This is a genomic window from Verrucosispora sp. WMMA2121 (genome assembly GCF_027460185.1).
Classification (GTDB): Bacteria; Actinomycetota; Actinomycetes; order Mycobacteriales; family Micromonosporaceae; genus Micromonospora; species Micromonospora palythoicola.
Genome location: NZ_JAPZBH010000006.1, coordinates 1,629,870 through 1,654,629 on the forward strand (window position 1 = coordinate 1,629,870; position 24,760 = coordinate 1,654,629).

Below are 24,760 nucleotides of genomic sequence, written 5' to 3' on the forward strand. Positions count from 1 at the left end.
TGCACCTGCACGCCCGACGAGGATGGGATGAGCCCAGTGAGGGCTTTCAGAGGGTGAGTACGACGGTGGAGATGCTGCGTGCGCCGACGTTGACGGAGACTCGGTTGCCGTTCACGCTGGCCGGTTGGCTGGCCGCGCTCGCGTTTTGTGAGGTGGCGGTGTACTCGGCCTTAGTGACGTTCTGCGGGGCCTGGATGACGGCGTTGTTCACCGCGCTGTTCGACCGGTTGAGGATCACCAGTGTGACCTTGCCGTCGCCGGAGTAGGCGGTGACCTCCAGCGGCGACGCCTTGCCGCTCTTGGTCAGGGCGACCCTCTGGTAGCCGGGGCGGACGTACTTCGAGTATTGCGAAAAGGCGTAACCGCGCTTGAGCGGAGCACCCGCGGTGGTGCCGTAGGCGGACTCGCCATCGCCGATAAAAGAGTAGAAACGCTTGCCATACCACCAGATGTAGGCATTCCAGTTGGCCTCCATCAACCGGTGCACGGTACGCATGATGTCGTCGAGCGTTTCGTCCCAGACCGCCTTGTTGCTGGGGTTGCCCCAGATGTTGGAGCCGCTGCCATCGGCCTCGTGGTGGTTCCATTCGGTCATCCACACTGGCTTGTTGTGCTGCTCAGCCAGCGGGTAGGACCGCATGCGACCTTGGCTCTCCAGGCCGTAAAGGTGGCCGCCGATGTAGCCGATGTTGTTCCGGGCGGCGGTGTCGTTGAGGGTCGGGTCGGTGTAGGTGTAGTTCATGTTCACCGCTTCGGCGACCATCAGCTTGGTGTTCTGCACCCTTGCGCCGTGGTCGCGGACGAAGTTGCGCAGCTCAGTGCCGTTCCAGTCCATCGAGTCGTAGTCCGGGTGCCAGTCCGGCTCGTTCTGCACCGAGGTGACGTCGATCGTCACGCCTTGGTTGCGCATGTACTGAACGTAGCTGTTCAGATGGCTCGCGTAGTCGTCGTAGTAGTCGGTACGCAGCTTGCCGCCGTTGGTCCGGCTGTTGTTCGTTTTCCACGCCGCAGGCGCGGTCCACGGCGACGCGAGGAACTTCACGTTCGACCCGTACGACTCCGCCGTCTTCAGGACGTTCACGTGGGTGGACCACTCGCTGGAAACCGGTGAGATGCCGGTCCGCAGGATGGAGAGGCCGAACTGGTTGGGGCCCATTCCGACCAAGGTCTGGGTCTCAGCCGTCGACCACGTGCTGTTACCCCAGATCCACGTCGCGGCACCGAACCCGTCCACGGTCTGGTACTTCGTGGCGGTGTTCACTGTGATGTCCGCCGGCCCGCTCGGCGGCGGAGTAGACGGTGACGACGTCGGCGTCGGCGTGGACGTCGGAGGGCTGGTGGGGGTGATGCCGCCGGTGCAGGTGACCCCGTTGAGCGCAAAGCTGGTCGGGAGGGGGTTGCTGCTGGTCCAGGTGCCGTTGAAACCGAACGAGGTGGTGCCGCCAGTCGGGATCGAGCCGTTGTAGCTGACGTTCTTCGCGGTGACGGCCGCGCCGTTCTGAGTCACGGTGGCGTTCCATGCCTGGGTGATGCTCTGGCTGGCGCCGTAGGACCAGGTCAGTGTCCAGCTCGACAGTGGGTCGCCGAGGTTGGTGATGGCGACGTTGGCGCCGAAGCCACCCGACCACTGACTGGTGACGGTGTAGTCGACACGGCATCCGGCCGCGGCGCTGACCCCGGTCGCACCCGTGACAACCGCGGTGGACGCGACAACGAGGGCAGTGGCAGCGATAGCTCCGTAGCGTAGGCGTGACGGTGGGACGGTACGGCGGTGGGCGAGCCTCATCAGGCTTCCTCTCTGCTGCCGCTGCGTTTTGGTGGGCGGCAGCATCGGATAGCCGGAGGCGACTCGCAGGATCCGGTCCGACAAACGGTCAGACGCCCACTGCCGACCCCCAGCTATAGGTGATCAGGAATGTCTGGCTCTGGTTCGTCGCCGTTGCCCTCGGCGCCGATGATCAACTCTGCCGGCTCCCGCAGGCCGTATAGACAGCCATCATATCAGCCTGCCGAGAGAAGACTCGATACTGAATAGCCAGTACGGCAGCCGTCGTTCGGGATTGGCGGGGCAGAAGCGCGGCCCCTTGGTTCCGGCGCTGCGGTGCTGCGACGAGGCCGGCAGGGTCAGCCGCGACTTGGTCAGCGCGCAGGTGGGTGCCACCACCATCGATCGATACCAGGTGGCTGCGGGACACGGCCAGGACATGGTCGAGCTGATGCTCACGCAAGTGCACGCGGAAGGCACTGCTGTTGCCGCAGACCTCGTCCGCAGCCGCTCGCCAACGTCCAGTGGGCCCTGATCGAGCCACTGCTGCCGAAGCCGCACCACAGACGGGCAGCGGGAGAAGTATGAGCACCGTCCGCTGCCCCGTCAGCGCCCTGTTCCAGTAGCGAGTGGTAGACCTCTGCGGTCGTCCGCGGACGGTGCTCGGCCAGGTTCAGCCGAGCACCGTCCGCTACCGTGACGAGGAGGTGCGTCGCGGACGGTCCGATCGAACGTCAGGGGTTGATTCGGCCGGCGCCGGCACCGCCCGTCACGATCGACTTCACGCTGCTGGCGGCATCCAGGGTGTACGAGTACGGGATGCTGTTGACGCTGCCCCCGGCCTGCCCACTGCCTGACCCGACGAAGTGGTTGTTCCGGGCGACTAGGCTACCCGCCCCGGAAGACCCTTCACCACGGTGGAACGGGTCGCTGACGCCGTCGAAGTAGTTGCCCTCGACGAGCACACCGGCGTTCATGGTGGAAGCCACTCCGTAGCCGCTGTTCTTGTAGTAGTAGTTGTTGTACACGTGCACCGGGTTGCCGAAGCGGACCCGCGGGTGACGCTGCGTGGTGGCGTCGAACCAGTTGTGGTGGTAGGTGACCCGCAGGTGACCGACGTCCTGGCTGGCGTTGCCGTCACTGTGTCCGAGCAGCATCGACTTGTTGTGGTTCATTACCCGGTTCCAGGACACCGTGATGAAGTCCGAGCCCCGCTTGATGTCCACGGCACCGTCGTAGCCGTGGTCGAAGGTGTTGTGGTCGATCCAGATGTTCTTGGCCGACTCCTGCACGTTGATCGCGTCATCGCCCCAGTTCCGGAACGTCAGGTTCCGGATGATGACGTTGTTCTCGTTACTGATGTTGAAACCGCAACCGGTGATGGTCGCCCCGGAGTTTCCGAGGATGGTCTTGTTGGACTTGACCGACAGCATTCCGGAGCAGGAGATGTTGCCGGAAACCCGGATCACCGACGCGCTACTGGATCCCAGGGCGCTGCTCAGCGCCGAGGAACTGGTGACAGTGGTGGTGCTGGCGTTGCCGCCGCCGGTGGTGCCGCCATTCTGGGTGGCCCAGCCGACGAGGCCAGTCTGCGGCGGGCCGCCGGTGGGCGGCGGGGTGGTGGGCGGCACCGTGGTGGGCGGCGCCGTGGTGGGGGCCGTGCCGCCGGTGCAGGCGACCCCGTTCAGCGTGAAGCTGTTCGGTGCCGGGTTGCTGGAGTTGTTCCAGGTGCCGTTGAAGCCGAACGACGCGGTGCCGCCGGTGCCGATGTTCCCGTTGTAGCTGAGATTGGTGGCGGTGACCTGGCTGCCGTTCTGGGTCACGGTCGCGTTCCAGGCCGAGCTCACCTGCTGCCCGGCGCTGTAGGACCAGCGCAGGTTCCAGGACGAGACAGGGTCGCCGAGGTTGGTGATGGTGATGTTGCTGGTGAACCCACCCGACCACTGTCCGTCGACCGAATAGTTGACCTGGCAGCCGGCTGCGGCATGGGCGGTGCCGGCGATGAGCACCCCGCCGACGAACAGCGCCGCGCCAGCAGTGACGGTGGCGGTGGCGGTGGCGGTGGCGAGCAGCGTGGCGCGCCGTGTTGCGAGCATGGTGGATCCCTTCGAGAAGGCGGGACGGGGCTCGGGCTGCCGTCCACCGTCGACGGCGCCCTGCCCTGTGGCGCCGGTGGGTCGACTGGTACGGCATGCGTAGCCCTCGCCAGAGTGGTGAGCTGGCGATGTGGCTCCGGCAAGCGCTTCCCCATAGAACCATGCCTATAGAAGTGTGTAAATCACCAGACGTCGATGAATATTTATTCGCTACGGGTGCAGCTCGCGCGCGGCGCCGCAGGAACAGCGACCGGACCGGCCAGTCCGGACTCGATGCCACGAGCGGCCCGGGCCGGGACGGATTCCCTGCCCGACCATGCGTCAACGGATCGTGAAGATCAATCTCCGGTACGAGGTGAGATTGGGGGTCCCGTTGTCCGCCACTTCCAGGATGATGTGTACCTGCTTGCCCGGCTCGTTGGGCACCACGAAACTGGCGGCATTCTGTGAGGTGGCGTTGTTGATGGACACCTTGGCGGCGACGGAGTCGGCGTCGCCGTACTGCCACCAGCGGTAGGTGAGGACGTTTCCGTCGGGATCGGTGGACGGAGAGGCGTCAAGCGAGATCACCTGGCCGGGTGACACGTCTCGGCGCGATGCGCCGACCACCTCTGCCTTCGGCTGGTGGTTGGCGCCGTTGTACGACGAGGACACGGCCCAGTCCATGCGTGCCGCGAAGTCGTTCTGCACGGCCGGGATCCACCTCCAGTACATCTTGTTGCGGTCCCCGTCGTCGGAGATGGTCGTGTCCGTGAGGTGGCGGGGTTTGTTGCCTGGGTCATCGTACGCCGAGCGGCCGCCCCAACCGCCGAGCGTGTAGTCCTCGTGGGCATTCAGGCCGTTGGCGATCTCGTGAAGGAACGAGGGGGTGTCTGTCCCGCACCGGGTTTGATGGAGACATCGAAACCTGGGAGGAACACCAGCGATGCCGGCACCGAAGAAGTACAACGATGAGCTGCGTGAGCGTGCGACCCGGTTGGCGGTCGAGGCCCGCCGGGATCCGGCGTCCGCGGTCGGGGCGATCCGCCGGATCGCCGGGCAGCTCGGCATTCATCCGGAGGCGTTGCGCACGTGGGTGAAGAAGGCCGAGACCGACGCCGGTGACCGTCCGGGCACCACCAGCAGCGACGCGGAACGCCTCGCCGCGTTGGAACGGGAGAATCGTGAGCTGCGGCGGGCCAACCAGATCCTGAAGTCCGCGGCGAGTTTCTTCGCGGCGGAGCTGGACCGTCCGTCGCGATGAAGGTCGACTTCGTCGACTCTCAGAAGGCCGAACACGGTGTCCAGCCGGTCCTGCAGGCGCTCGAAGACAACGCCGGCACAGATCGCACCGTCGACCTACTACGCCGCCAAGACCCGACCGGCCAGCGCCCGCTCCCGGCGGGATGAGGAGCTGACCGCGATGATCGAGCGGATCCACGCGGAGAACTACGGCGTCTACGGCGCTCGCAAGCTCTGGCACGAGCTGCGCCGACGCGGTGTGCGAGTGGCCCGGTGCACCATCGAGCGGCTGATGCGCGAGTCCGGGCTGCGCGGGCTGCTGCGTGACAAGTCGCCGCGCACGACCCGGCCCGCAGCCGAGACCGGACGCCCGGATGACCTGGTCAAACGGGACTTCACCGCAGAACATCCGAACCAGCTGTGGGTCGCCGACCTGACCTACGTGCGCACCAGCGTGGGCTGGGTGTACGCCGCGTTCGTCCTCGACGTGCACTCCCGCATGATCGTCGGCTGGCAGGTCGCCACCAGCCTCTACACGGATCTGGCCCTCGACGCGCTGAAAATGGCGATCTGGCGCCGCGAGAATCAGGGCGCTGACCTGCGCAAACTGGTCCATCACTCGGACCGGGGAGTCCAGTATCGAGCGATTCGCTACAGCCAACGGCTCGCCGAGGCCGGCGCTGTCGCCTCGGTCGGGTCCAAGGGCGACTCGTATGACAACGCGATGGCCGAGGCGTTCAACTCCCTGTACAAGGCCGAACTCGTCCGCAACCGAGGTCCGTGGCGCGGGCTCGACGACCTGGAGATGGCCACCGTCGAGTACATCGACTGGTACAACAACCGGCGCCTGCACGGCGAACTCGGACACGTCCCGCCCGCCGAACACGAGGCACTACACGCGATGACCCAGCCGGTCACCGCACCCCTGAAAACCAGCTAACCAACTCTCCACCAAACCCGGGGCTTGACACTTCGCTTCGCTTCGGGCGATCAAGGCTGGCTGATTGCGGACCGTTGCCCTCGGCCGCGGACTACTTGGGCTGCCGGCTCCACCGGAGCGCATCGATGCTCATCGTAGTCGAGAGTGAGGTCGGTAGCCAGAAGTTCCGTACCGAATAGATACTCAGCACTGCTGATTGGTTGGGGCGCTCGGGCCCCGGCAGGAAGAGCTGACGCGGCGGGACCTGCGACAGGGATCCCCTTCCACCGGGGCGGGCGCGCGTCGGCGGCATGGCCGACCTTGCGCCTCAGACGGTCGGCTGGCTTGGGCAGGCGGGCGGGGTCGGTGCGCTGCGGCCGGCGCCGAGGGCTTGGAGGCGGTTGAGGCCCGCTGAAAGGGATGCCTCTCAAGCTTTGGACATTGACACAGGAGTTTCGATCGCTCTACGCTTTCATCATGTCGGATCACGCTCGAATAGATATGCAAGCGCCGGTCTTCGGCGCGGGCATCTGGCACTTCGGCCGGTATGTGGACAGGTACGCGACCGACGGGTACGGCCCGCCAGTCAACACGCTGGAGGCGATCGATCTGGCTGGCAAGGTCGAGGACCTGTCGGTGGTGGACCTGACGTTCCCGTTCGATCCGGCCGGGTTGAGTGTCGCGGAGGTGGCCGGCGCGCTGCAGCGCAACGGGCTGCGCGCGGTAGCCGTGACTCCGGAGATCTACACCCGCCGGTTCAGCCGCGGCGCGTTCACCAACCCGGACGCGGACGTGCGGCGAGCCGCGATCGAGCTGGTCTCGCGGAGCGCCGAGGCGGCCCGGGAACTCGGCTGCGACTACGTCAAGCTCTGGCCCGGGCAGGACGGCTGGGACTACCCGTTCCAGGCCGACCACCGGCAGCTGTGGAAGTTCTCCGTGGACGCGGTCCGCGAGCTGGCCGACACCTTCCCCGACCTGCGCTTCGCGATCGAGTACAAGCCGCGGGAGCCGCGTAACGCGATGGTGTTCTCCTCCGTGGCTCGCACGCTGCTGGCGATCGAGGAGATCGGGCTGCCGAACGTCGGCATCCTGTTGGACTTCGGGCACTCGCTCTATGGCGGGGAGTCGCCGGCCGATGCCGCGCGGTTGGCGATCTCGCGTGGTCGCTTGTTCGCGATCGACGTCAACGACAACTACCGCGGGTGGGACGACGACATGGTCGTCGGGTCGATGCACCCGATCGAGACGTTCGAGTTCTTCTACGCCCTGGTCGAGGCCGGCTGGCAGGGGGTGTGGCAGTTGGACCAGTTCCCGTTCCGGGAGGACAGCGTGCAGGCTGCCACCGACGGCATCCGGGTGATGAAGCGCATCCACCGCGCGGTGTGCGCCGTCGACCGGCAGGCGCTGCAGGCGGCCCAGCGGTCTCAGGACGCCCTCGCCGCGCAGCGGATCATCCAGAACGCCCTGTACGGCCCGTACCAGGGTTGAGGAAAGTGGCATACCTTCGATGAGGTGGCACCGTGAAACTGCCGGCTGATCCCGAACGCTCCCAGCGGTACGGGGAACTGTCCGCCCGCCTGCGCGCGTCCGACGCCGATGTCGCCGCCGTCGAGTTGCGGCGCATCTCGCGAGAGGTGCGGCGCAGCATCGTCCGGATGATCGACCGCGCCCGGATGGGTCACATCGGCGGTGACCTGTCGGTGACCGACATCCTGGTGACCTGCTTCTGGGGAGCGCTGTCACTGGATCCGCAGCGGCCGACGTGGCGGGAGCGGGACCGGTTCATTCTCAGCAAGGGGCACTGCGCCGCGGCGTTGTACTCCACCTTGGCGCACTGCGGCTTCTTCCGCCAAGAGGAACTTGAGACGTTCATGGCGCCGATGTCCGCGCTGAACGGGCACCCGAACAAGCTCAAGGTGCCTGGGGTGGAAACCAACACCGGCGCACTGGGACACGGTCTCCCGGTCGCCACCGGCTGCGCCATCGCCGCGCGGCTGACTGGAGCGACCTGGCGCACGGTCGTCGTCCTCGGTGATGGAGAGATGCAAGAGGGCAGTAACTGGGAGGCGGCGATGACCGCCTCCCACCACGGACTGTCATCGCTGACCGCGGTGATCGATCGCAACCGCCTGCAGCAGGGCGCCCGCACCGAGGACACCAAGCGTCTGGAGCCCTTCGCCGACAAGTGGCGCAGCTTCGGCTGGGAGGTGCGCGACGTCGACGGGCACGACCACGCCGCGCTGCTGCGTGCCTTGGGGCCGTCGTCGGCCGGGCAGCCGGTCGCGGTCATCGCCAACACGATCAAGGGGAAGGGTGTGTCCTTCATGGAGGACCGCGTCGAGTGGCATCACAAGGTGCCCACCCACGACCAGGTCGACCAGGCGCTGGCGGAGCTCGTCGGATGACGGTCGTGGAGCAGGTCACCTTCGACTGCCGGCAGGCGTTCGCCGACGAGTTGCGCCTCATGGCCCGAGCGGACGAGCGCATCGTCGCCGTCTGCAACGACTCGGTCGGATCGAGCAACCTCGTGGGCTTCCGCGAGGAGTTCCCGCAGCGGCTGGTGAACGTCGGCATCGCCGAGCAGGACCTGGTCGGTGTGGCGGCCGGGCTGGCCAATGCGGGCAAGATCCCGTTCGTCTGCGCGGCGGCACCCTTTCTGACCGGTCGGGCGCTCGAACAGATCAAGGCGGACGTGGCCTACAGCGACGTGCACGTCGTGCTCTGCGGGCAGAGCCCGGGCATGGCCTACGGCGAGCTGGGGCCGACCCACCACTCCATCGAGGACCTGTCGTGGATGCGCGCGGTGGCGAACCTCGACGTGATCGTGCCGGCCGACCCGGATCAGACCCGGGCCGCCGTACGCTGGGCCGCTGCCTCAGGTCGACCCTCCTACTTGCGGATTCCCCGCTTCAAGGTGCCCGCTGTCACGCCACCGGACGCCCCCTTCGCCCCCGGCACGGCGGTTCGGCTGATCGACGGTGACGATGTCACGGTCATCGCGATCGGGTCACTGACCAGCCGCGCGCTGGACGCCGCCGACCGACTGCGCGCGGAGGGCATCGCCGTCCGTGTGTTGAACATGCCCTTCGTGGATCCGATCGACGTCCGTGCGGTGCTGGCCGCCGCTCGGGAGACGCGAGGGATCGTGACCGCCGAGGAGGCGACCACGACCGGAGGTCTGGGGGCAGCAGTCGCGGCGATCGCGGCCACCGCCCACCCCACCCCGATGCGGATCCTCGGCGTGCCCAGAGTCTTCGCCCCCACCGGCGACACCGCGTTCCTGCTCGAGCACTTCGGGCTGACCGCGGACGGCATCGCCGCGGCGGTGCGTGACCTGCTCGGCACCTCCGACACGGGTGGTGGTCATGGCTGACGGGTCGCTCGTCCTCGCGGTGGACCAAGGGACGAGCTCCACCAAGGCACTCCTGGTCGACGCCGGCGGGCAGGTCGTCGCACGTGCTGTCGCGCCGTTGTCCGAACGGCAGCCGCAGCCGGGTTGGGTCGAGCAGGACGCCGTCGAGCTGTGGCAGAGCGTACGCGCGGCCGTGGCGTCGTGCGTCGACCCGGCGCTCGCGCACCGGATCGAGGCGGTCGGGTTGAGCACCCAGCGGGAGTCGCTGGTGCTGTGGGACCGCCGCACCGGCGAACCGCTCGGGCCGTTGGTGAGCTGGCAGGACCAGCGGACGAACGGCGCGTGCCACGAACTCGCAGCGGCTGGCAGCGGCCCGCTCGTGCGCGCGATCAGCGGGATGCCCCTGGACCCGATGTTCTCGGCCCTCAAGGCCGGCTGGCTCCTGGACACCTACGACCCGCAACGGCGGCGTGCCAAGGCCGGCGCACTGTGCCTTGGCACCGTCGACTCCTGGCTGCTGAGCCGGTTCGGTGGAGAGCACGTGACCGAGGTCGGCAACGCCTCGCGCACGCAGTTGCTCAACAGTGACACCCGGCGGTGGGACGAACGCCTCCTTGACCTCTTCGCCGTACCCGCCGCCGTGCTGCCCCGCGTGGTCGCCTCCTGCGGCGACTTCCCGGCCGTCCGGGGTCTGGCGCCCATGCCCGACGGCACTCCGGTGCGGGCGGTCCTCGGGGACTCCCATGCGGCGATGTTCGCGCACGCCGGCTGGCGACCCGGGGTGGTGAAGGCCACCTACGGCACCGGCTCGTCGGTCATGGCCATCGGCGACGGCGGTGACAGCCCGCGGCTGTGCCGCACCGTCGCCTGGGACGTCACCGGCCCTGTTCTCGCCGTCGAGGGCAATATCCGGGCGACCGGCCGTACGCTCAGCTGGCTGGCCGATCTGTTCGGCGTCGACGTACAGGTGCTGCTCGACGAGGCGGCGCATGCCGCGGGCCCCGTGCAGATCGTACCGGCGTTCGGCGGCCTGGGCGCCCCCTGGTGGGATCCCGACGCGGTCGCCGTACTCAGCGGTATGACGCTGGCCACCCGCCGCGGCGACCTGGCCGCCGCAGCCCTGCACGCCATCGCCCACCAGATCGAGGACGTCGTGGCGGTGCTCGAGGCCACCGTCGGCGAGGTGCGGCTGCTGCTGTGTGACGGAGGCCTGACCCGCAGCGCCCGGCTGATGCAGACCCAGGCCGACGTCAGCGGGCGGCGGGTCGGGCGCTCCGCCGAGCAGGACCTGTCCTGCCTGGGCGCCGCGGACGCGGCCGGACTGGCCGCCGGCCTGTGGAGCCTGCCTGACCTTGAGCGGCGGCTACGACCCACCGACGAGTACCACCCGTCGACCGACCACGTGGCCCGGGCCGCCGAGCGGACCCGATGGCACGACGCGGTCGACCGGGCCCGACCTGCTGCCGTACCGGGAAGGAGGAGATCGTGACCCTCGCACCGCGTCCGCGATGGCTCGGCCCGGCGGCCGTCGCCGCACTCGTCGTGGCGATCCTGGTCAGCACCGAGTATCGGCCGGCGGACGCGCCCTCGACGGCGGAGGCACAGAGGTTCGACCCAGCCCGCTACGGCGCCGAGACATACCAGAGCAAGGTAGTGCCGGCCATCCGGCAGGGCGCCACCCCGCTGCCGGAACTGTTCGCGGCCCTGACCGCGGACAAAGAGGCGGCCGGCCGGAAGTACGGCCACCGGCAGAGCACCGGCCCGTGGACCTTCGCGGTCACCGGCGAGGGCATCGCCGGCAAGACCACCGGCAGTCTCATGCTCGTCTCGGACACCGGACTGCCCGCGAAGACCCGGGTGTCGCTTCAGGTAGGGCCGGCGATCAACGGGACGGCCCTGCGGGACGCCGCCGGCTTCATCACCTTCGGCGATTTCCTCAACCAGGTGGAGTACGCGGACGCGGCGACCGCACTGAACAACCAGATGCGCGCGACTGTGCTGTCCGACCTGAGTCCCGCGGAGCTGGCAGGAAAGAAGATCACGTTCACCGGCGCGTTCAGCTTCGTCACGCCGTCGGTCATCACCATCACCCCGATCGAGATCGGGACGGCGCCGTGAACCCTGTCCTGCGTGCCTGTGGTGTGACGAAGGTGTACGGCGGCACCCATGCGCTCAAGGGCGTCGACTTCGCGATCGCCGCCGGCCGGGTGACGGCGCTGTTCGGCGAGAACGGTGCCGGCAAGTCCACCCTGATGAAGATCCTGGCCGGGATCGAGCAGCCCACCACCGGCCACATCGAACTCGACGGCACGACCGTCCGTCCCCGGTCCGCCCGAGAGGCGGCTGACCAGGGCATCTCGATCATCCACCAGGAGCTGAGTCTCTGCCCCAACCTGAGCGTGCAGGACAACCTCTTCCTGGCCCGCGAGATCCGTACCCGGGGCATCGTCGACCGGGCGGCACAACGCGAGGCCACCCTTGCGGTCCTGCGCCGGCTCGAGGAGGATCTGGACCCCGACCGGCTCGTGGGCGACTTGCGCCTCGGCCAGCAACAGATCGTCGAGATCGCCCGGGCACTGCTGCAGAACGCGCGGGTGCTCATCATGGACGAGCCCACCTCGGCCCTCACCGCGCCCGAGGTAGCCGTCCTGTTCCGGATCATCCGGGAACTGACCACCAGCGGGGTCGCCGTCGTCTACATCTCACACCATCTCGACGAGGCGCTGGAGATCGCCGACGACGTGGCCGTACTCCGGGACGGCAACCTGGTGGCCGCCGGTGCGGCGAGCGAGGTGACGCTCGGCTGGATCGTCCGGCACATGGTGGGCCGCGACCCCGACGCGCTGTTTCCCTACCGCGAGACCATCGTCGGCGCCCCGGTACTCTCCGCGGACCGGGTCGTGGTCGCCGACCCGCATAACCCTCACCGCCTCGCCGTCAACCAGGTGTCGCTGACCCTTCACGAGGGCGAGATCGTCGGCGTCTACGGACTCATGGGATCCGGGCGTACCGAACTGCTGGAGACGCTCGCCGGACGGATCACGCCCGCCGCAGGAACGATCACCCTCGACGGCTCACCGTTGGGCGACGCCGGCATCCGCCGACGAATCGCCGAGGGGATCGCCCTGGTTCCCGAGGACCGTCAACGCGACGGCCTGGTCCAGTCCATGTCGGTCGGGCAGAACCTGAGCCTCGCCGGGCTGTCACGGTTCGTCCGCAACCTGCTCGTCACGCGCAGCGCCGAACGCGAGGCGGTCGAGCGGACCATCACCGAGGTCACCATCAAGACCAGCGGCGCCACCGCCGCCATCGGCTCGCTCAGCGGCGGCAACCAACAGAAGGTCGTCATCGGCAAGGCGCTGCTGACCCGGCCCCGCGTCCTGCTTCTCGACGAGCCGTCCCGCGGCGTGGACGTGGGTGCCAAGGCGGACATCTTCGAACTCATGGCCGCTCAAGCGCGCCGTGGACTCTCCGTGCTCTTCGCGACATCTGAAGCCGAGGAGGCCCTGCACATCCCCGACCGGTTGCTCGTGCTCGCCCGTGGCGTGGTGGTAGGCGAGTACCGGCGCGGGCAGATAACCCGGGAGGAACTGATGAGCCTGTCCGACGGCCGTGTCGCCGCCCCCGCCGCGCAGAGGGAGCCGGCGCTGTGACCACACAGACCACCCTGCCGGCGAAGGCAGGACACGACACCGCCACCGACTCGGCCACGAAGGCCCACCGGATGTCGTTGCTCAACGGCCTGTTCGAGCTCCGTGCCTTCATCGCGTTGGCCGTGCTGGTCGTCGTGTTCAGCCTGCTGTCCGACTCGTTCCTGACCGTCACCAACCTGATCACGATGACCAAGCACGTCGCGATCAACGCGATCATTGCGCTTGGCATGCTGCTGGTCATCCTCAAGGGCGGCATCGACCTGTCGGTCGGATCCGTCGTCGGACTGTCCGGTGTCGTCGCCGGCGAACTGCTGCAGGGCCTGCGGCTCGGATTCCTCGACACCATCGCATACCCGCCGGTCTGGGCGGTCATCGTGCTCTGCGTCGCGGTGGGGATGCTCGTCGGCCTGGTCAACGGTGTCCTGATCACCCGCTTCCGCGTCGCGCCGTTCATCGCCACACTCGGCATGCTCTACGTGGCCCGCGGGCTGGCGCTGCTCATCTCCAACGGCACCACCTATCCCAGACTGGCCGGCAGCCCGGAGCTCGGCAACACCGGTTTCGGCTTCCTCGGCAGCGGGCGACCGCTCGGGCTGCCCACCTCGATCTGGCTGATGGCGATCCTCGCCGCCGCGGTCGCTCTGGTACTGATCAAAAGCCCGTTCGGCCGCTGGCTCTATGCCACCGGGGGCAACGATCGGGCGGCCGAGCTGTCCGGCGTACCGGTCCGCCGGGTCAAGACCATCGTCTACGTCGTCGCCGGCGGATGCGCGGCGGTGGCAGGCCTCATCATCGCCTCGGAACTGACTTCCGCAGCACCACAGGCGGGCGAGACCTACGAACTCAACGCCATCGCCGCGGTGGTGATCGGTGGTGCGGCCCTCAGCGGTGGCCGCGGCACGGTGCGCGGCACACTCGTCGGCGCCTTCGTCATCGGGTTTCTCGCCGACGGACTTGTGCTCCTCGGCGTGTCGACGTTCTGGCAGATCCTGATCAAGGGGGCGGTGATCGTCCTCGCCGTCATGCTCGACCAGGGGCAGCAGAGATTCCAGCGGCGTCAGGGCGCCCTCGCCTCCGCCGCCGCAGCCACCAAGACACCGTCGGTCTGACTCCGGCTCCACCCTCACATCCCCCATAACCCACCACACCACACCATCCCCCATGGAGTCCCACATGTACTCTTCAATCCCCCGGAGGCAGGCCCTCGCCGTCGTGCCCCTTGTCAGCGCCGCCCTTCTCCTCGGCGCGTGCGGCTCCCCCGGCGACGGGTCGACCAAGAACGAAGGCGGCAAGGAGGCCGGTGGCCTCATCGCGATCATCACGCCGTCAGCGGACAACCCGTTCTTCAAGGCCGAGGCCGACGCCGCCAAGGCCAAAGCGGAGTCACTCGGCTACCAGACCTCCGTCGCGTCCCACGACGACGACCCGAACAAGCAGAGCGAGCTGATCGACACGGCGATCTCCCGCAAGGCCAAGGCGATCATCCTCGACAATGCCGGCGCCGACGCGTCCATCGGTCCGGTCCGCAAGGCCAAGGACGCGGGCATCCCCGTGTTCCTCATCGACCGGGAGATCAACGCCACCGGCATCGCCACCGCGCAGATCGTCTCCAACAACGCCCAGGGCGCCCAGTTGGCCGCCGAATCCTTCGTCCAGGCCATGTCGGGCAAAGGCAGCTACGTCGAGCTCGTCGGCAAGGAGTCCGACACCAACGCGGGCGTGCGCTCAAAGGGCTTCACCGACGTCATCTCCCAGTATCCCGACATGAAGCTCGTCGCGAAGGAAAGCGCCAACTGGGACCAGCAGGAAGCCTTCACCAAGATGGAGACCATCCTGCAGAAGAACCGCAACATCCAGGGCGTCATCGCCGGCAACGACACCATGGCACTCGGCGCCGTCGCCGCGCTCAAGGCCGCCGGACTGAACGGGAGGGTCGTGGTGGTGGGGTTCGACGGCAGCCCAGACGCCATCGCCGCCATCAAGGCCGGAGAGATGCACGCCACCGCCCTGCAACCGGCCGTGCTCGGCGCCGAAACGGCGGTCGAGCAGGCCGACAAGTTCATCAAGACCGGGTCGACCGGTGCCTCGGAGAAACAGTCCATCGACTGCGAACTGGTCACCAAAGACAACGCCGACCAGTTCGGCGTCTTCGGCAGGAAGTAGGTTCCGTCCCTCAGGTCCCGTGTCATGCCTTCCTCGGCCGGGCACGGGACCCGACGGGTGACGCCGGTGGTGGAAGCAGACGGCCCCTGCTGTGCCGCGGTCCGGGCGGAGGCTAACTTGATCTTTAACCTCTTTGGCGTGGGCGAGGACTCGCGGTCTTCGTCTTCCCGGTGCCCGGTTTGTTGGTCTTCTTGGTGGTCGCGATGTGGACGTCGTGACGCGAGGTGGGCTGGGTGTTGCGGCGGCCGGGCGGCCGTCCAGGTCCTGGTCGGGAAGGTTTCGGTGCGCCGGCGGGGCAGGTGGCCTTGGCGCGGAGGTGTCGAAACCCTCGCCGGACGCGGGCGGGTGGCAGGCGCTGTGGTGGTGCTGGTTTCTCCCAGGGGCGGCGTAGGTCGGCGGCTGCGGTGCGGGCGAGACGGAGCTGGGTGTAGGCGGCGAGGATCAGCCAGGTCCAGCGGTCGGCTGCCTGCGGGGTGCGGATCTTCGGGCAGGTCCAGCCGAGGGTCTGTTTGAACAGGCGGAATGTGTGCTCGATGTCGAAGCGGCGCAGGAAGGTCTGCCAGAGCCGGTCGACGTCGGCGGCGGTGGCGTCGACGCCGGACCACCACAGCCACACCGGCTTCGGGGTCGCGCCGCTGGGCAGGTGGTCGACTTCCAAGCGGATGACGGTTCCCTCGATGATCGGCAGTGCCTTCGCCGCGTCGATCCAGGCGTTGCGGTGGGTCAGCCGGGGGTGCAGCCGGTTCCAGGCCCGGGCCCACGCCGTGCCGTAGAGGCGGGTGTCGGTGACGGTGGCCGCGTCGGGTTCGCCCCAGGTGGCGGGATCACCGAAGACGAACTCGCCGCCGTGACGGGGCGGCCGGCCGATTGTTCCCGGCTGCCGGGGTGGCGTGGCTCGGCGGAGTACCCGATCTGAGCGCATCCGCGCCAGGACCTGCACGGGCAGATCGGCCAGGAGGAACGCCAGGCGGGGCGCGTCGTAGCCGGCATCGGCCACGACCAGGATGTCCTGGTCGCCGGGCTGCCACTGCCCGGCGGAGACCAGCCGGCCCCACGATGTCGCGCACCTGCCTGGCGGTGACCGCCGCGGCATCAGCACCGGGCGCCAGCCGCACCGCGTCCAACGGCGCCGTCCATGAACCGCGGCCCGATTCCAGGGCCACGACCATCGAATACGGCCAGCCCGGAACCATGATCGTCTGGTCCTTACCGCGGCCGTAGGTGTGACACAGGATCCGCTGCGGTGAGGTATGCGCGTCCGGCCGCAGCCAACAGGTGATGTCCACCGCCAGCACGAGACGCCCGTCGGCCGCCCGCGGCAGCGGCACCCCGGCAAGGGCGGTACGCAGCCGGGCGATGTCCAGCCGCCCGCAGGCGAGGGCGTCATACAACGCCCCATGACCACGACGATGCTCACCCACCAGCGACAACTCCACCAACGACCGGACCGGCCCATCGGCACACAACACGGCGTCCGTCAGGTCGAACAACGCGTCCGCAAGCGCGGTCAAGCAGTCGTAGAACGCTCGCCGGGACCTGTCCAAGTCCCCGACGGCATCAGCCGCACAACGGCCATGCACACTGGTCACCAGAACAGCCCTTGGTTATTGATGTTCTTCCCTAGACAAGAAGATCATCGACCAAGGGCTGTTTCCGTGACCAGCCAGGGTCCCCAAAGGACCCGCGGAGGTTAAAGATCAAGTTAGGGGGCCGGTTCCACGGCGAGGCACCGGGCCACGTCGAGGTCGGTCACCAGGACGTCAAGCCAGCCGCCACGGAGCGCCGCGCGGATGGCGGTGTACTTACGGGTACCGCCGGCGATCCCGACGACACGAGGTATCGATCGCAGTGTGTCGGTGTCGATGCCGAGTACCCGCTCGTCAAGCGCGGACTTGACCACCTCGCCGTGTTCATCGAAGAAGCGCAGGCAGATGTCGCCGACGGCTCCCAGTTTGCGCAGGGCGTCCTGATCGGTGTCGGCGATGGCGTTGCCGCTCTCCATCAGCAGCGGCGACGGTTCCAGGCTGCCCAGGCCGGCAAGCAGCATGGTGAGGCTGCCATAAGTGGCCATGACGTCACTGATGTGCGGGTCGGTGACGAGGACCTCGCGGGCTGCTGATGACGTGGCCAGCCCGGGGGCGGGCAGGAAGATCGCCTTGGCGCCGGTCAGGATCGCCAGTCGGTCGGCGAGGCGGGTGGCGTAGATCTGCGACGTGCTGCTACCGACCCCGCCGATGACCTGGACGACCTGGTCGGCGACTGGGTTGGGGCGGGGGCGCATGGCGTCGACGGTGGCGAGCAGGGTCGAACTCCAGGAGGAGATGCCGATCCGGTCGCCGCCGGTGAGTGTGGTCTCCAGGTAGACTGCGGCCGCCGCGCCGATGGCCTTCAAGGCGGACTGCTCGCCCGGCGAGGAGTGGCCGGTGTCGGCCACCACCACGTCTCGCAGACCGAATCGGCGCTCAATCTCTTCCTCCAGCTCGGCATGCACGCCGGCCGGGGTGATCACGGTGGTGCGGACGATGCCCAGCGCGGTGGCCTGCTTCAACAGGCGAGAGACGCGGGGCTGGGAGATGTGCAGTTGCTCGGCGATCTGCGGTTGCCGCATCCCGTGCTCGTGGTACATCCGAGCCACCTTGGTCAACAGCCGCAACTGGCTGGTGGACACGCCGCCGATCGCCGGCTCCCGCAGATCACCGCGTTCGCTGGGCACAGGACTCCTTCCGACGTGCGGGTGAGGCGAGTGCCTCGCCACCAGAGGATACCTGAATGAGTATTCAACACTGGTTGCGCACAGCTACTTCCGGGACGGATTCACGACGGTCGAAGGTGAGCGCGGATCGGTGTCGACGGCCGCCATCTGATTGGTGCGTGAGTCGACGACCAATGCCCAGGCCGGCCCGGTGGGCACAGAACCGGCAGTGCGGAACGGTCGACTGGCGGACTTCGCTGCCAGGTTCAACCTAACCCAGGTGGCGTTGCCGGGCGGCGCCACGGCCGCCAAGATCTGGTACCGGACATACGAGCCGTTCGATGAACCGGGTGAGTGGGCGGGACCCGATGGCGGTGACCTGCGAGAGGAACCGGGGCTGTCTGCCCGCGGACCGGATGTCCGGTCGCCCGGCGCCGGTGCTGGAGGGCACCGGCGCCGGGCGGTGGGTCAGGCGACTGTGCAGGTGGTGCCGTTGAGAGTGAAGGAGGACGGCCGGCCGGTGTTGCCGGTGTGGTTGGCCTGGAAGCCGATGTCGACCGAGGAGTTCGGCGCGATCGTGCCGTTGTAGGAGACGTTGCGGGCGGTGACCGCCCCGCTCGACGGGGAGTAGGTGGCGTTCCAGCCACTGGTGATGGTCTGCCCGCCGGGCAGGGTGAACGCAAGCGTCCAGCCGTTGACCGTCGTGGTGCTGGTATTGGTGATGCTGATGGCGGTGGTGAGACCGGTGTTCCACGCGTTGACCGTGTACGTGACCCGGCAACCTGCCGAGGGCGGCGCAGTGGTCGGCGGCGCAGTGGTCGGCGGCGCAGTGGTCGGCGGCGCAGTGGTCGGCGGCGCAGTGGTCGGCGGCGCAGTGGTCGGCGGCGCAGTGCCGTTGCCCCGCACCAGCACGCCCACGCTCACCGGACCGAAGCCCAGTCCCGAGGCCGGATCGGTCGCCGTGTAGGTGAAGTTCGCCAGCCCGCTATGGTTGGCCGCCGGGGTGAACCGGGCGGTACGGCCGTCACCCAGCAGGGTCACCGTGCCGTTGCTGCCCGAGGCGACGGTGAAGTTCAGGGCCAAGCCACCGTTGAGGGTACGCAGGTCTACGTCCACCGACCCGTTGCGGTCGACCGTCGCGTGGCCGTCAGCCAACCAGTTCAGGTACTTCTCCAGCATCGTGTAACCGGTCGCATCGGTGTTGTTCCGATCCGCCGCGTTGCTCGGGTTGAGCCCGAGGGCGTGCTCCCAATAGTCCGGCATGCCGTCACTGTCGGTGTCCGTGGGCGCCGGCGCAGAAACGAGGGTAGGCCAACCGCCAACGTCGGAGACGTTGTTGATGATCCGTCCATTCTGCTGGCGGACGCTGTCGACGATCCGCTTGTCGACGGCGTCGCGACGCCACGGCATCGCACCGCCCTGCGCCAGCACCCGCGCGTACGCCGTGCCCGCGGAATCGGTTGTCACCGACGGGACAGGCCACTCACTACTCTGCCTGACGTGGTTTCCACAGAACATCCCCCACCCGGTGTTGCTGCCGTCAACCCGGCCGTTCTTGTTCAGGTCGATCATGTTGCCCGACTGGTAGGTCCGCAGACTGCCGCCACTCTCCATGGCACACGTCGCGGTCGAGTTCGGCCCGGCCACCAGGTAGTTGTTGATGTAGTTCAGCTCGATCGGGCCGTCGTCCGAGCCGCTGTAGCCGGCTGCGTAACCCCAGTTGGAGAAGACGTTGTTGCGCAGGTCCAGCCGGAAGCCCGGATCCGGGGCGTCGGTGCCCGGACGGGGGTTGCGACTGACGTTGTTCGCCCACAGGTTGTGATGCCACGAGTATGTGGTGTCGTGCGCGGAGGCGATGATGCTGCCGAACGCGTGACCAGCCCGGTTCAACGCCTCGGAAATGATGGTGTTCTGCACGGTCAGATTCTGGACATCCCGACTGGCCGAGATCACCTCATCCGAACCCCATGACCCCGACACATGGTCGATAATGATGTTGCGGCCGGACGAGATCCACATACTGTCGCGATCGTCACTCGCACCGGTGCGCAGCCGGATATGACGGACGACCACGTCGTGGGCGCCATTGCCGATGCCGAGGGTGTGATTGCGGATCGCGATCCCGTCGCCGGGCGCGCTCTGGCCTGCAATTGTGATGTTCGACTTGTTGATCCCCAGGTTGGAGTTCAGCGCGATCGTGCCGGAAACCTTGAACAGGATTGTCCGGCCACCGGCCGGCGCGCCGTCGATGCCCGCCCGCAGCGACCCGGGCCCGGAGTCGGCGAGCGTGGTCACGTAGTAGACGTCACCACCGCGGCCGCCCTTGGCGTTGGCCCCCGCCCCCTCCGCGCCGGGGAACGCGAGCGGGGCCGCCGCCGCTACGGGCGCGGGGTCCACCGCTGCCCCCGCTCGCGGCGTGGCGATTGACGCGGCGCCCAGCGCCATAGCGACGGTGATCACCATCGCCCCCGTGACACCAGGCAACCGCCAGCCCAACCGGCTGATCGGTGGATGCCCAACTGTTTCCATCCTTGCCCTCCTTTGAGGTTCGTGTAGGAGATCGAGATACATCCGGGCGTTCGCCAACAGCGGTGCCGCGAATATCGATTCATTGATGGTGCTCGATGCATGCGAACCGCGAACATAACGTCACGCGACGCGCTTGTCAACGTGTCGTCATGTTCCTGAAACGTCGGTCGACCGGACGCAGAGAGGCTGACTCTCCGTCAGACGACCCATGAACGACCACTTCCCGCATATAATTTCCAGGCGAAGCGCAGGCCCTTGTTCTGGTTGATCCCTGCCTCGGTGAGCAGCCGGTGAGCCGGCCGTGGGACCTCCGGCTGCATGCCAGCTCCAGTCGGATGCCACAACGGCCGCGTCAGCGATTGCCGGACTACCAGACGTTGCTGACGGCACACACCGCCGCCAGCAGTCGCTGGCAGGCCGGGATCTCATGCCGGGCCAGCGGTTCAGACCGGACACGGACGCGAACGGCTCGCGCTCATCGCCCCGGAGGCTCACGACACGACATGCCGCCTGCGGCGGCTGCGCCATCATCAGACGCCACGCGGGAGAGATAGACGGAATGAGTCGAAGCCACTCGAACCAGCCCAGGCGGAACTCGCCTGAGCTTCGACACCGGCCCGCCAGTGGCACGGGTATGGCATGCCCGGCCGCCCCGGACATCCCACCCACCGAGCGAGCACGGGGCGGACAACTCCACCACGCGCCAACGTGTTCGCATGAGATGTTCAGGACCGTCGTTCCGCCGCCGTTGCCCTCGGCTGCGGTCAATCAGGGCACCTGGCTCCACACACTACATCGACAGCTATCGTCGCAGAGTAGACGGCGCGCAGCAACATATCCGTTGCTGAATGTTTATCCACTAGACGGGTGTCTCGGTCTCGAACTTCAGCCGCGAGGGTCGAAGGCCACCCGGACGCAGGCAACAGACTCGGTCTCCCACGTCACCGCCGCTGCTACCCCGTTCCCGCCCCGGTCAGGATGGCCTCGGCGGCGCTGAGAACACCGGCCACCTGTGCCACCCGCAGCCTGCCGTCCATGACCAGAGTCACGATCCGGCGGCGGATCCCGGCGCCCGGGGCCAGGACGAGCGGCCGGTCCCAGGCCAGCGAGGAGCCGACCCCGGCGTAGTCGTCGTGGCGGACGAACCACTGATCGGCCTGCTGTGACCCGCGGTCGGGGACGAAGACCAGGCTCCACGGTGCGTCGCTGCCCCCACCGACTAGCGCCAGCCATCGGGCGCGGCTGCCGTGCAGGTGCCGCACTCCGACGCGATCCGGGCCGAGGACCTCCACCCGCCGGCCACTTCGCCGGGCCCCGCCAGAAGAAGCCGCCGTAGCCCGCGGCCGGCCGGCCGTTGGTCGCGGGGCTGGCGAGAGCGAGAGGCAGGGCGGTCACGTTGGTCATCTCGTAGCTGAAGTCCAGCGCCCACGCGACTTCGCTGACCGCTACGGCGGAGATGGTACGCCGTTCGTGCAGCAGGTCGACCCGCTCAGGTCCCGTCCAGCGCAGGTCGTGGTCGATGCTGCTGGGGGTTGTACGCACCCAGCCTCTGGTGAAGTTGAGTGCCGTGGTTGCGCAGGTCCATCGGGCCCCGGCCGGAAACAAGGGTACGACCACCCCAGAAGTTGACCCCGCCCACGTCGGCGATCGCCACACAGACCCCAGGTGATGCGGGTGGTCCTCCGGCATGAGTTCGGTGACCTCGGCGCCGGTCAGGGTTCGTACCGGATGTAGAAAAGGTCGCGGTGAGGCCGTCAGCGGTAGACGCAGCTGCCAGACGTAGTCCGCCACGACATGGTCGGCCAGGCTGAGACTGATCAGGTCGGACACGGTGGACCGGCCGCCCATGGTGAACTCCTCCCGTCCTGCGCACGGCGGCGGTGGCAGACCGGACTGGTCAGCCGGCAGGCGCCGGCCTGCAGTATGAGCCACTTTCATCCTGCGTAGCGGTTGGCTTCGACGTGGTGCAGGACCAGGATGGCTTGCACGATCGCGGTGACTCGGTGTGGCAGCAGCGCAGCTTGGCCAGGACCTTCCAGGATTTGAGCGTGGCGATCGCGCGTTCTCCGCGGGCGCGGATCTTCGCGTGGGCTCGGTTGACGGCCTTCTGCCTGTGTGACAGCTTGGGCCGGAAGCGGCGCCGCTTGAGCGGGGTGCGGACGCTGCCGTGGGCGCCTTGGTAGCCCTTGTCGGCGAAGGTCAGCACGTCCGCGCTGGTCAGGGCATCGATGATGCCGTGACCGCGTGCGGCGGTCGGATCGTGTGCCGAACCGGGCAGTGCCGGTGATGCCCACACGAGCCGGCCGGTGGCGTCGGAGATCAGGGCCCCGGCAAAGTCGTTAGGTGATGCCGAGCAGAGCCAGCGGTCGATGGCTATCGCGGGCGTGGTGGCGGTTGGCGGCGGCGATGTTGGTGATGCCGGTCAGGCGTAGTGCGCTGATGGCGGTGTTGCGGAGGGCGGCCATGACCTGTGGTCCAGTGCCGGTGCGGATTTGGGATCGGTCTTCGTCGTAGGTGACGTCGCGGACCCAGTGGACCTTGTTCTCGATTGACCAGTGGCCGCGGGCCCAGCCGGCCAGATGTGCGGGCTTGGCTTGGTGCGCACGCAGGTCAGTGATCGCGTAGATGGTTTCAGTGGTGAAGCGTTTCGGCTGGTCCAGGCGGCGTCGGCGGCGTCGGATCTGCAGCGCCTGCGCGGCGTGGGGGAAGTCGATGCCGGTGGAGATGGACAGGATCTTCAGGCTGCGGATCTCCCGCCGGCCGTGCCCGCGGTCGCTTGCGCGGTCGGCGTGGGGGACGGCTCGCCAGGGCAGGGCTGCGAGTTGGGCGTGCAGGTGGGGCTGATTGCCTTTGACGGTGAGGATCCAGTTGGCGCCGCGTTGGGCGAGGTAGGCGACGTGCTCGCGTTGGCAGTGCAGGGCGTCGGCGGTGACCACGACACCGGTGAGGTCGTCGATCTGGTCGAGCAACGGCTGGAAGCAGGTGGTTTCATTGGTCTTGCCGTTGACGTCGGTGCTGGCCAGGATGGCGCCGGTGGCCTGGTCGCAGGCGGCCAGGACGTGTCGGGCAGTGCTGTGGGCGGCGCGGGACCCGCGAATGCTCTTGCCGTCGACGGCGATCGCCCGCCTCGTACCCGTCGCGGGGCTGCGGGTGCTCAGCCACGCGGCGATCACCGCGGTCAGTTGGTCCGGATCCAGGGCCTGTAGCAACCGGCGGAGCATCGCCTCCGACGGACGCCGTCCTGGGTCGATACCCAACATCTGTGCGGTGTCCGCCGGCAGGTCCGCGACCCACTCACCGATGGCCGCGTACGAACGGCAGCCGGCCACCACCGCGCACACCGCCGCCGCGACCACGCTGGTCAGCGCATGACGAACTCCCCGGCGGGCCCGCGGATCGGACAGGCCCGCCAACGCCGCGAGCAGCCCGGGAGCATGAGCCGGCGCAGACACCCCGGCCGGTGCGATCGACAACGATGAGATCAGCGATGATGGCGACGCGGGCATGGCTCACTTCGAACAGATCAACAAGGCCTCGAGAACCTCGATGATCTTCAGAAGCGGTCATGCCCGCCCTGCATCTCCCCACCCCGGCGCTTCTGCACCAACCAACTCAAGCCGGACACCCGCCACGACTTTGCCGGGGCCCTGCGTCGGAGATGACCTGCACGTTCACGCCGTGGCGTTTGTGATTGCCGCTGTAGTACGGCTTCTGCTCGGCGACCCGGTCGATCGGGATCAGCGTGCCGTCCAGGATCGCGTACGCCAGCAGCCGGATGCGTCGCATCGCGGTCAGGTCGGCGGCTGCCGAGCTGAGCAGGGCAATCGCTTCCTGGACGTAGCGCCAGGCAGTGGCGACGCCGATCTCGAAGCCGGCGGCAAGTCGGGTATAGGTGTCGCCGTTACGCAGATGGGCCAGGGCGAGCAGCGCCTGCCGGCCGGGCTCAAGGCGCCGCCAGTGGGATCGGCGCTGCTTGCGGTGGTCGCGGATGCGTTCGGCGAGGTGGTTCAGAGTGCGGCTGGACAACGGAATCGTGGCGGGGTAGGACAGCATGGCGAGGCTCCCGGTCGGGCTTCGAGTCTTGCTCGACAGCTGTCCTACCTGGAGCCTCGCACCCATCGATCACCGGGCCTGCCACACCCACCCTGGGCTGCAAAATCAGCTTGGAAACGGCTCGGTGTTGTCGCTGGCGCTGGCGGCGGTGACGATGACAGCGAGAAGGAGGCCGAGGGTGTCGGTGATGATGCCGCGTTTGCGGCCGAACTTTCGGAGTCTCCGCTAGACCACAACGCTCTCACCAGCGACAGGACCGGCAGAGGTGTCGCAGAAACCCGATCACCTGTGGAACCCGGGACTGAGCGATTGAATCA

15 protein-coding genes and 6 pseudogenes are annotated in these 24,760 nt (G+C 67.9%); 9 read left to right on the forward strand and 12 right to left on the reverse strand.

The window, feature by feature from the left end; all coding sequences use genetic code 11:
* Positions 1-46: 46 nt before the first annotated feature.
* The 4 genes from O7605_RS16395 to O7605_RS16410 all read right to left on the reverse strand — a co-directional run bounded on the left by O7605_RS16395 (position 47) and on the right by O7605_RS16410 (position 4,809).
* Entirely contained in the window at positions 47-1,786 is a 1,740-nt protein-coding gene (locus tag O7605_RS16395; protein WP_164446755.1) for a cellulose binding domain-containing protein, read from the reverse strand.
* A gap of 210 nt (positions 1,787-1,996) precedes the next feature.
* Entirely contained in the window at positions 1,997-2,224 is a 228-nt protein-coding gene (locus O7605_RS16400; protein WP_164446291.1) for a hypothetical protein, read from the reverse strand.
* Between the two features lie 275 nt (positions 2,225-2,499).
* On the reverse strand, positions 2,500-3,861 hold the full coding sequence (locus O7605_RS16405) for a pectate lyase family protein (RefSeq protein ID WP_269739993.1): 1,362 nt from the start codon (positions 3,859-3,861) through the stop codon (positions 2,500-2,502).
* A 321-nt stretch (positions 3,862-4,182) separates the two neighbouring features.
* Positions 4,183-4,809, reverse strand: a complete 627-nt coding sequence (locus O7605_RS16410; RefSeq protein WP_269739994.1) for a PKD domain-containing protein — start codon at positions 4,807-4,809, stop codon at positions 4,183-4,185.
* On the opposite strand from O7605_RS16410, the pseudogene O7605_RS16415 reads away from it, so the two are divergent.
* The 9 genes and pseudogenes from O7605_RS16415 (at position 4,787) to O7605_RS16455 (ending at position 15,169) form a co-directional block, all read left to right on the forward strand.
* Positions 4,787-6,022: pseudogene (locus tag O7605_RS16415) on the forward strand (IS3 family transposase). The gene O7605_RS16410 and the pseudogene O7605_RS16415 overlap by 23 nt on opposite strands.
* A 480-nt stretch (positions 6,023-6,502) precedes the next feature.
* A complete protein-coding gene (locus tag O7605_RS16420) occupies positions 6,503-7,489 on the forward strand; it encodes a sugar phosphate isomerase/epimerase family protein (RefSeq protein WP_164446756.1) in 987 nt (328 codons plus the stop codon).
* A gap of 32 nt (positions 7,490-7,521) precedes the next feature.
* On the forward strand, positions 7,522-8,406 hold the full coding sequence (locus O7605_RS16425; protein WP_269739995.1) for a transketolase: 885 nt from the start codon (positions 7,522-7,524) through the stop codon (positions 8,404-8,406).
* The gene (locus O7605_RS16430; RefSeq protein WP_164446294.1) at positions 8,403-9,374 is read left to right on the forward strand and encodes a transketolase family protein; all 972 of its coding nucleotides are present in this window, start codon (positions 8,403-8,405) and stop codon (positions 9,372-9,374) included. The genes O7605_RS16425 and O7605_RS16430 overlap by 4 nt, the downstream gene beginning before the upstream one ends.
* Positions 9,367-10,842 (forward strand): FGGY family carbohydrate kinase, encoded by a 1,476-nt coding sequence (locus tag O7605_RS16435; RefSeq protein ID WP_269739996.1) that lies wholly within the window; start codon positions 9,367-9,369, stop codon positions 10,840-10,842. Before O7605_RS16430 ends, O7605_RS16435 begins: the two co-directional genes overlap by 8 nt.
* Positions 10,839-11,471, forward strand: coding sequence for a DUF2291 family protein (locus tag O7605_RS16440; protein ID WP_164446297.1), 633 nt, complete (start codon positions 10,839-10,841; stop codon positions 11,469-11,471). Before O7605_RS16435 ends, O7605_RS16440 begins: the two co-directional genes overlap by 4 nt.
* Positions 11,468-13,006, forward strand: a complete 1,539-nt coding sequence (locus tag O7605_RS16445; protein WP_164446298.1) for a sugar ABC transporter ATP-binding protein — start codon at positions 11,468-11,470, stop codon at positions 13,004-13,006. The genes O7605_RS16440 and O7605_RS16445 overlap by 4 nt, the downstream gene beginning before the upstream one ends.
* Positions 13,003-14,115, forward strand: coding sequence for an ABC transporter permease (locus tag O7605_RS16450; protein ID WP_269739997.1), 1,113 nt, complete (start codon positions 13,003-13,005; stop codon positions 14,113-14,115). The genes O7605_RS16445 and O7605_RS16450 overlap by 4 nt, the downstream gene beginning before the upstream one ends.
* Before the next feature lie 64 nt (positions 14,116-14,179).
* Positions 14,180-15,169 carry a D-ribose ABC transporter substrate-binding protein gene (locus O7605_RS16455; protein WP_269739998.1) on the forward strand — a complete coding sequence of 330 codons (990 nt, stop codon included), beginning with the start codon at positions 14,180-14,182 and terminating at the stop codon, positions 15,167-15,169.
* A gap of 124 nt (positions 15,170-15,293) precedes the next feature.
* Here the strand turns inward: O7605_RS16455 and O7605_RS16460 are convergent.
* The 8 genes and pseudogenes from O7605_RS16460 to O7605_RS32150 all read right to left on the reverse strand — a co-directional run.
* Positions 15,294-16,638: pseudogene (locus O7605_RS16460) on the reverse strand (NF041680 family putative transposase).
* A 233-nt stretch (positions 16,639-16,871) separates the two neighbouring features.
* Entirely contained in the window at positions 16,872-17,882 is a 1,011-nt protein-coding gene (locus O7605_RS16470) for a sugar-binding transcriptional regulator (RefSeq protein WP_269740000.1), read from the reverse strand.
* 447 nt (positions 17,883-18,329) lie between these two features.
* A complete protein-coding gene (locus O7605_RS32145) occupies positions 18,330-20,432 on the reverse strand; it encodes a cellulose binding domain-containing protein (RefSeq protein ID WP_408058056.1) in 2,103 nt (700 codons plus the stop codon).
* Between the two features lie 911 nt (positions 20,433-21,343).
* Positions 21,344-22,328 (reverse strand): annotated as a pseudogene (locus O7605_RS31920) (DUF6807 family protein).
* Positions 22,325-22,713 (reverse strand): annotated as a pseudogene (locus O7605_RS16485) (transposase family protein); the annotation flags it as partial. The pseudogenes O7605_RS31920 and O7605_RS16485, both read right to left, overlap by 4 nt.
* Positions 22,714-22,729: 16 nt before the next feature.
* A complete protein-coding gene (locus tag O7605_RS16490; RefSeq protein ID WP_269740002.1) occupies positions 22,730-23,863 on the reverse strand; it encodes an ISAs1 family transposase in 1,134 nt (377 codons plus the stop codon).
* A gap of 166 nt (positions 23,864-24,029) precedes the next feature.
* A pseudogene (locus tag O7605_RS16495) lies at positions 24,030-24,443 on the reverse strand (transposase family protein); the annotation flags it as partial.
* A gap of 123 nt (positions 24,444-24,566) precedes the next feature.
* Positions 24,567-24,659 (reverse strand): annotated as a pseudogene (locus O7605_RS32150) (IS5 family transposase); the annotation flags it as partial.
* Positions 24,660-24,760: the final 101 nt, after the last annotated feature.

Excerpts from the sequence above, each read along its gene's own strand:
- O7605_RS16395 (WP_164446755.1), bottom strand. The coding sequence starts at position 1,786 with ATGAGGCTCGCCCACCGCCGTACCGTCCCACCGTCACGCCTACGCTAC.
- O7605_RS16405 (WP_269739993.1), bottom strand. The coding sequence starts at position 3,861 with ATGCTCGCAACACGGCGCGCCACGCTGCTCGCCACCGCCACCGCCACC.
- O7605_RS16420 (WP_164446756.1), top strand. The coding sequence starts at position 6,503 with ATGCAAGCGCCGGTCTTCGGCGCGGGCATCTGGCACTTCGGCCGGTAT.
- O7605_RS16430 (WP_164446294.1), top strand. The coding sequence starts at position 8,403 with ATGACGGTCGTGGAGCAGGTCACCTTCGACTGCCGGCAGGCGTTCGCC.
- O7605_RS16435 (WP_269739996.1), top strand. The coding sequence starts at position 9,367 with ATGGCTGACGGGTCGCTCGTCCTCGCGGTGGACCAAGGGACGAGCTCC.
- O7605_RS16455 (WP_269739998.1), top strand. The coding sequence starts at position 14,180 with ATGTACTCTTCAATCCCCCGGAGGCAGGCCCTCGCCGTCGTGCCCCTT.
- O7605_RS32145 (WP_408058056.1), bottom strand. The coding sequence starts at position 20,432 with ATGTATCTCGATCTCCTACACGAACCTCAAAGGAGGGCAAGGATGGAA.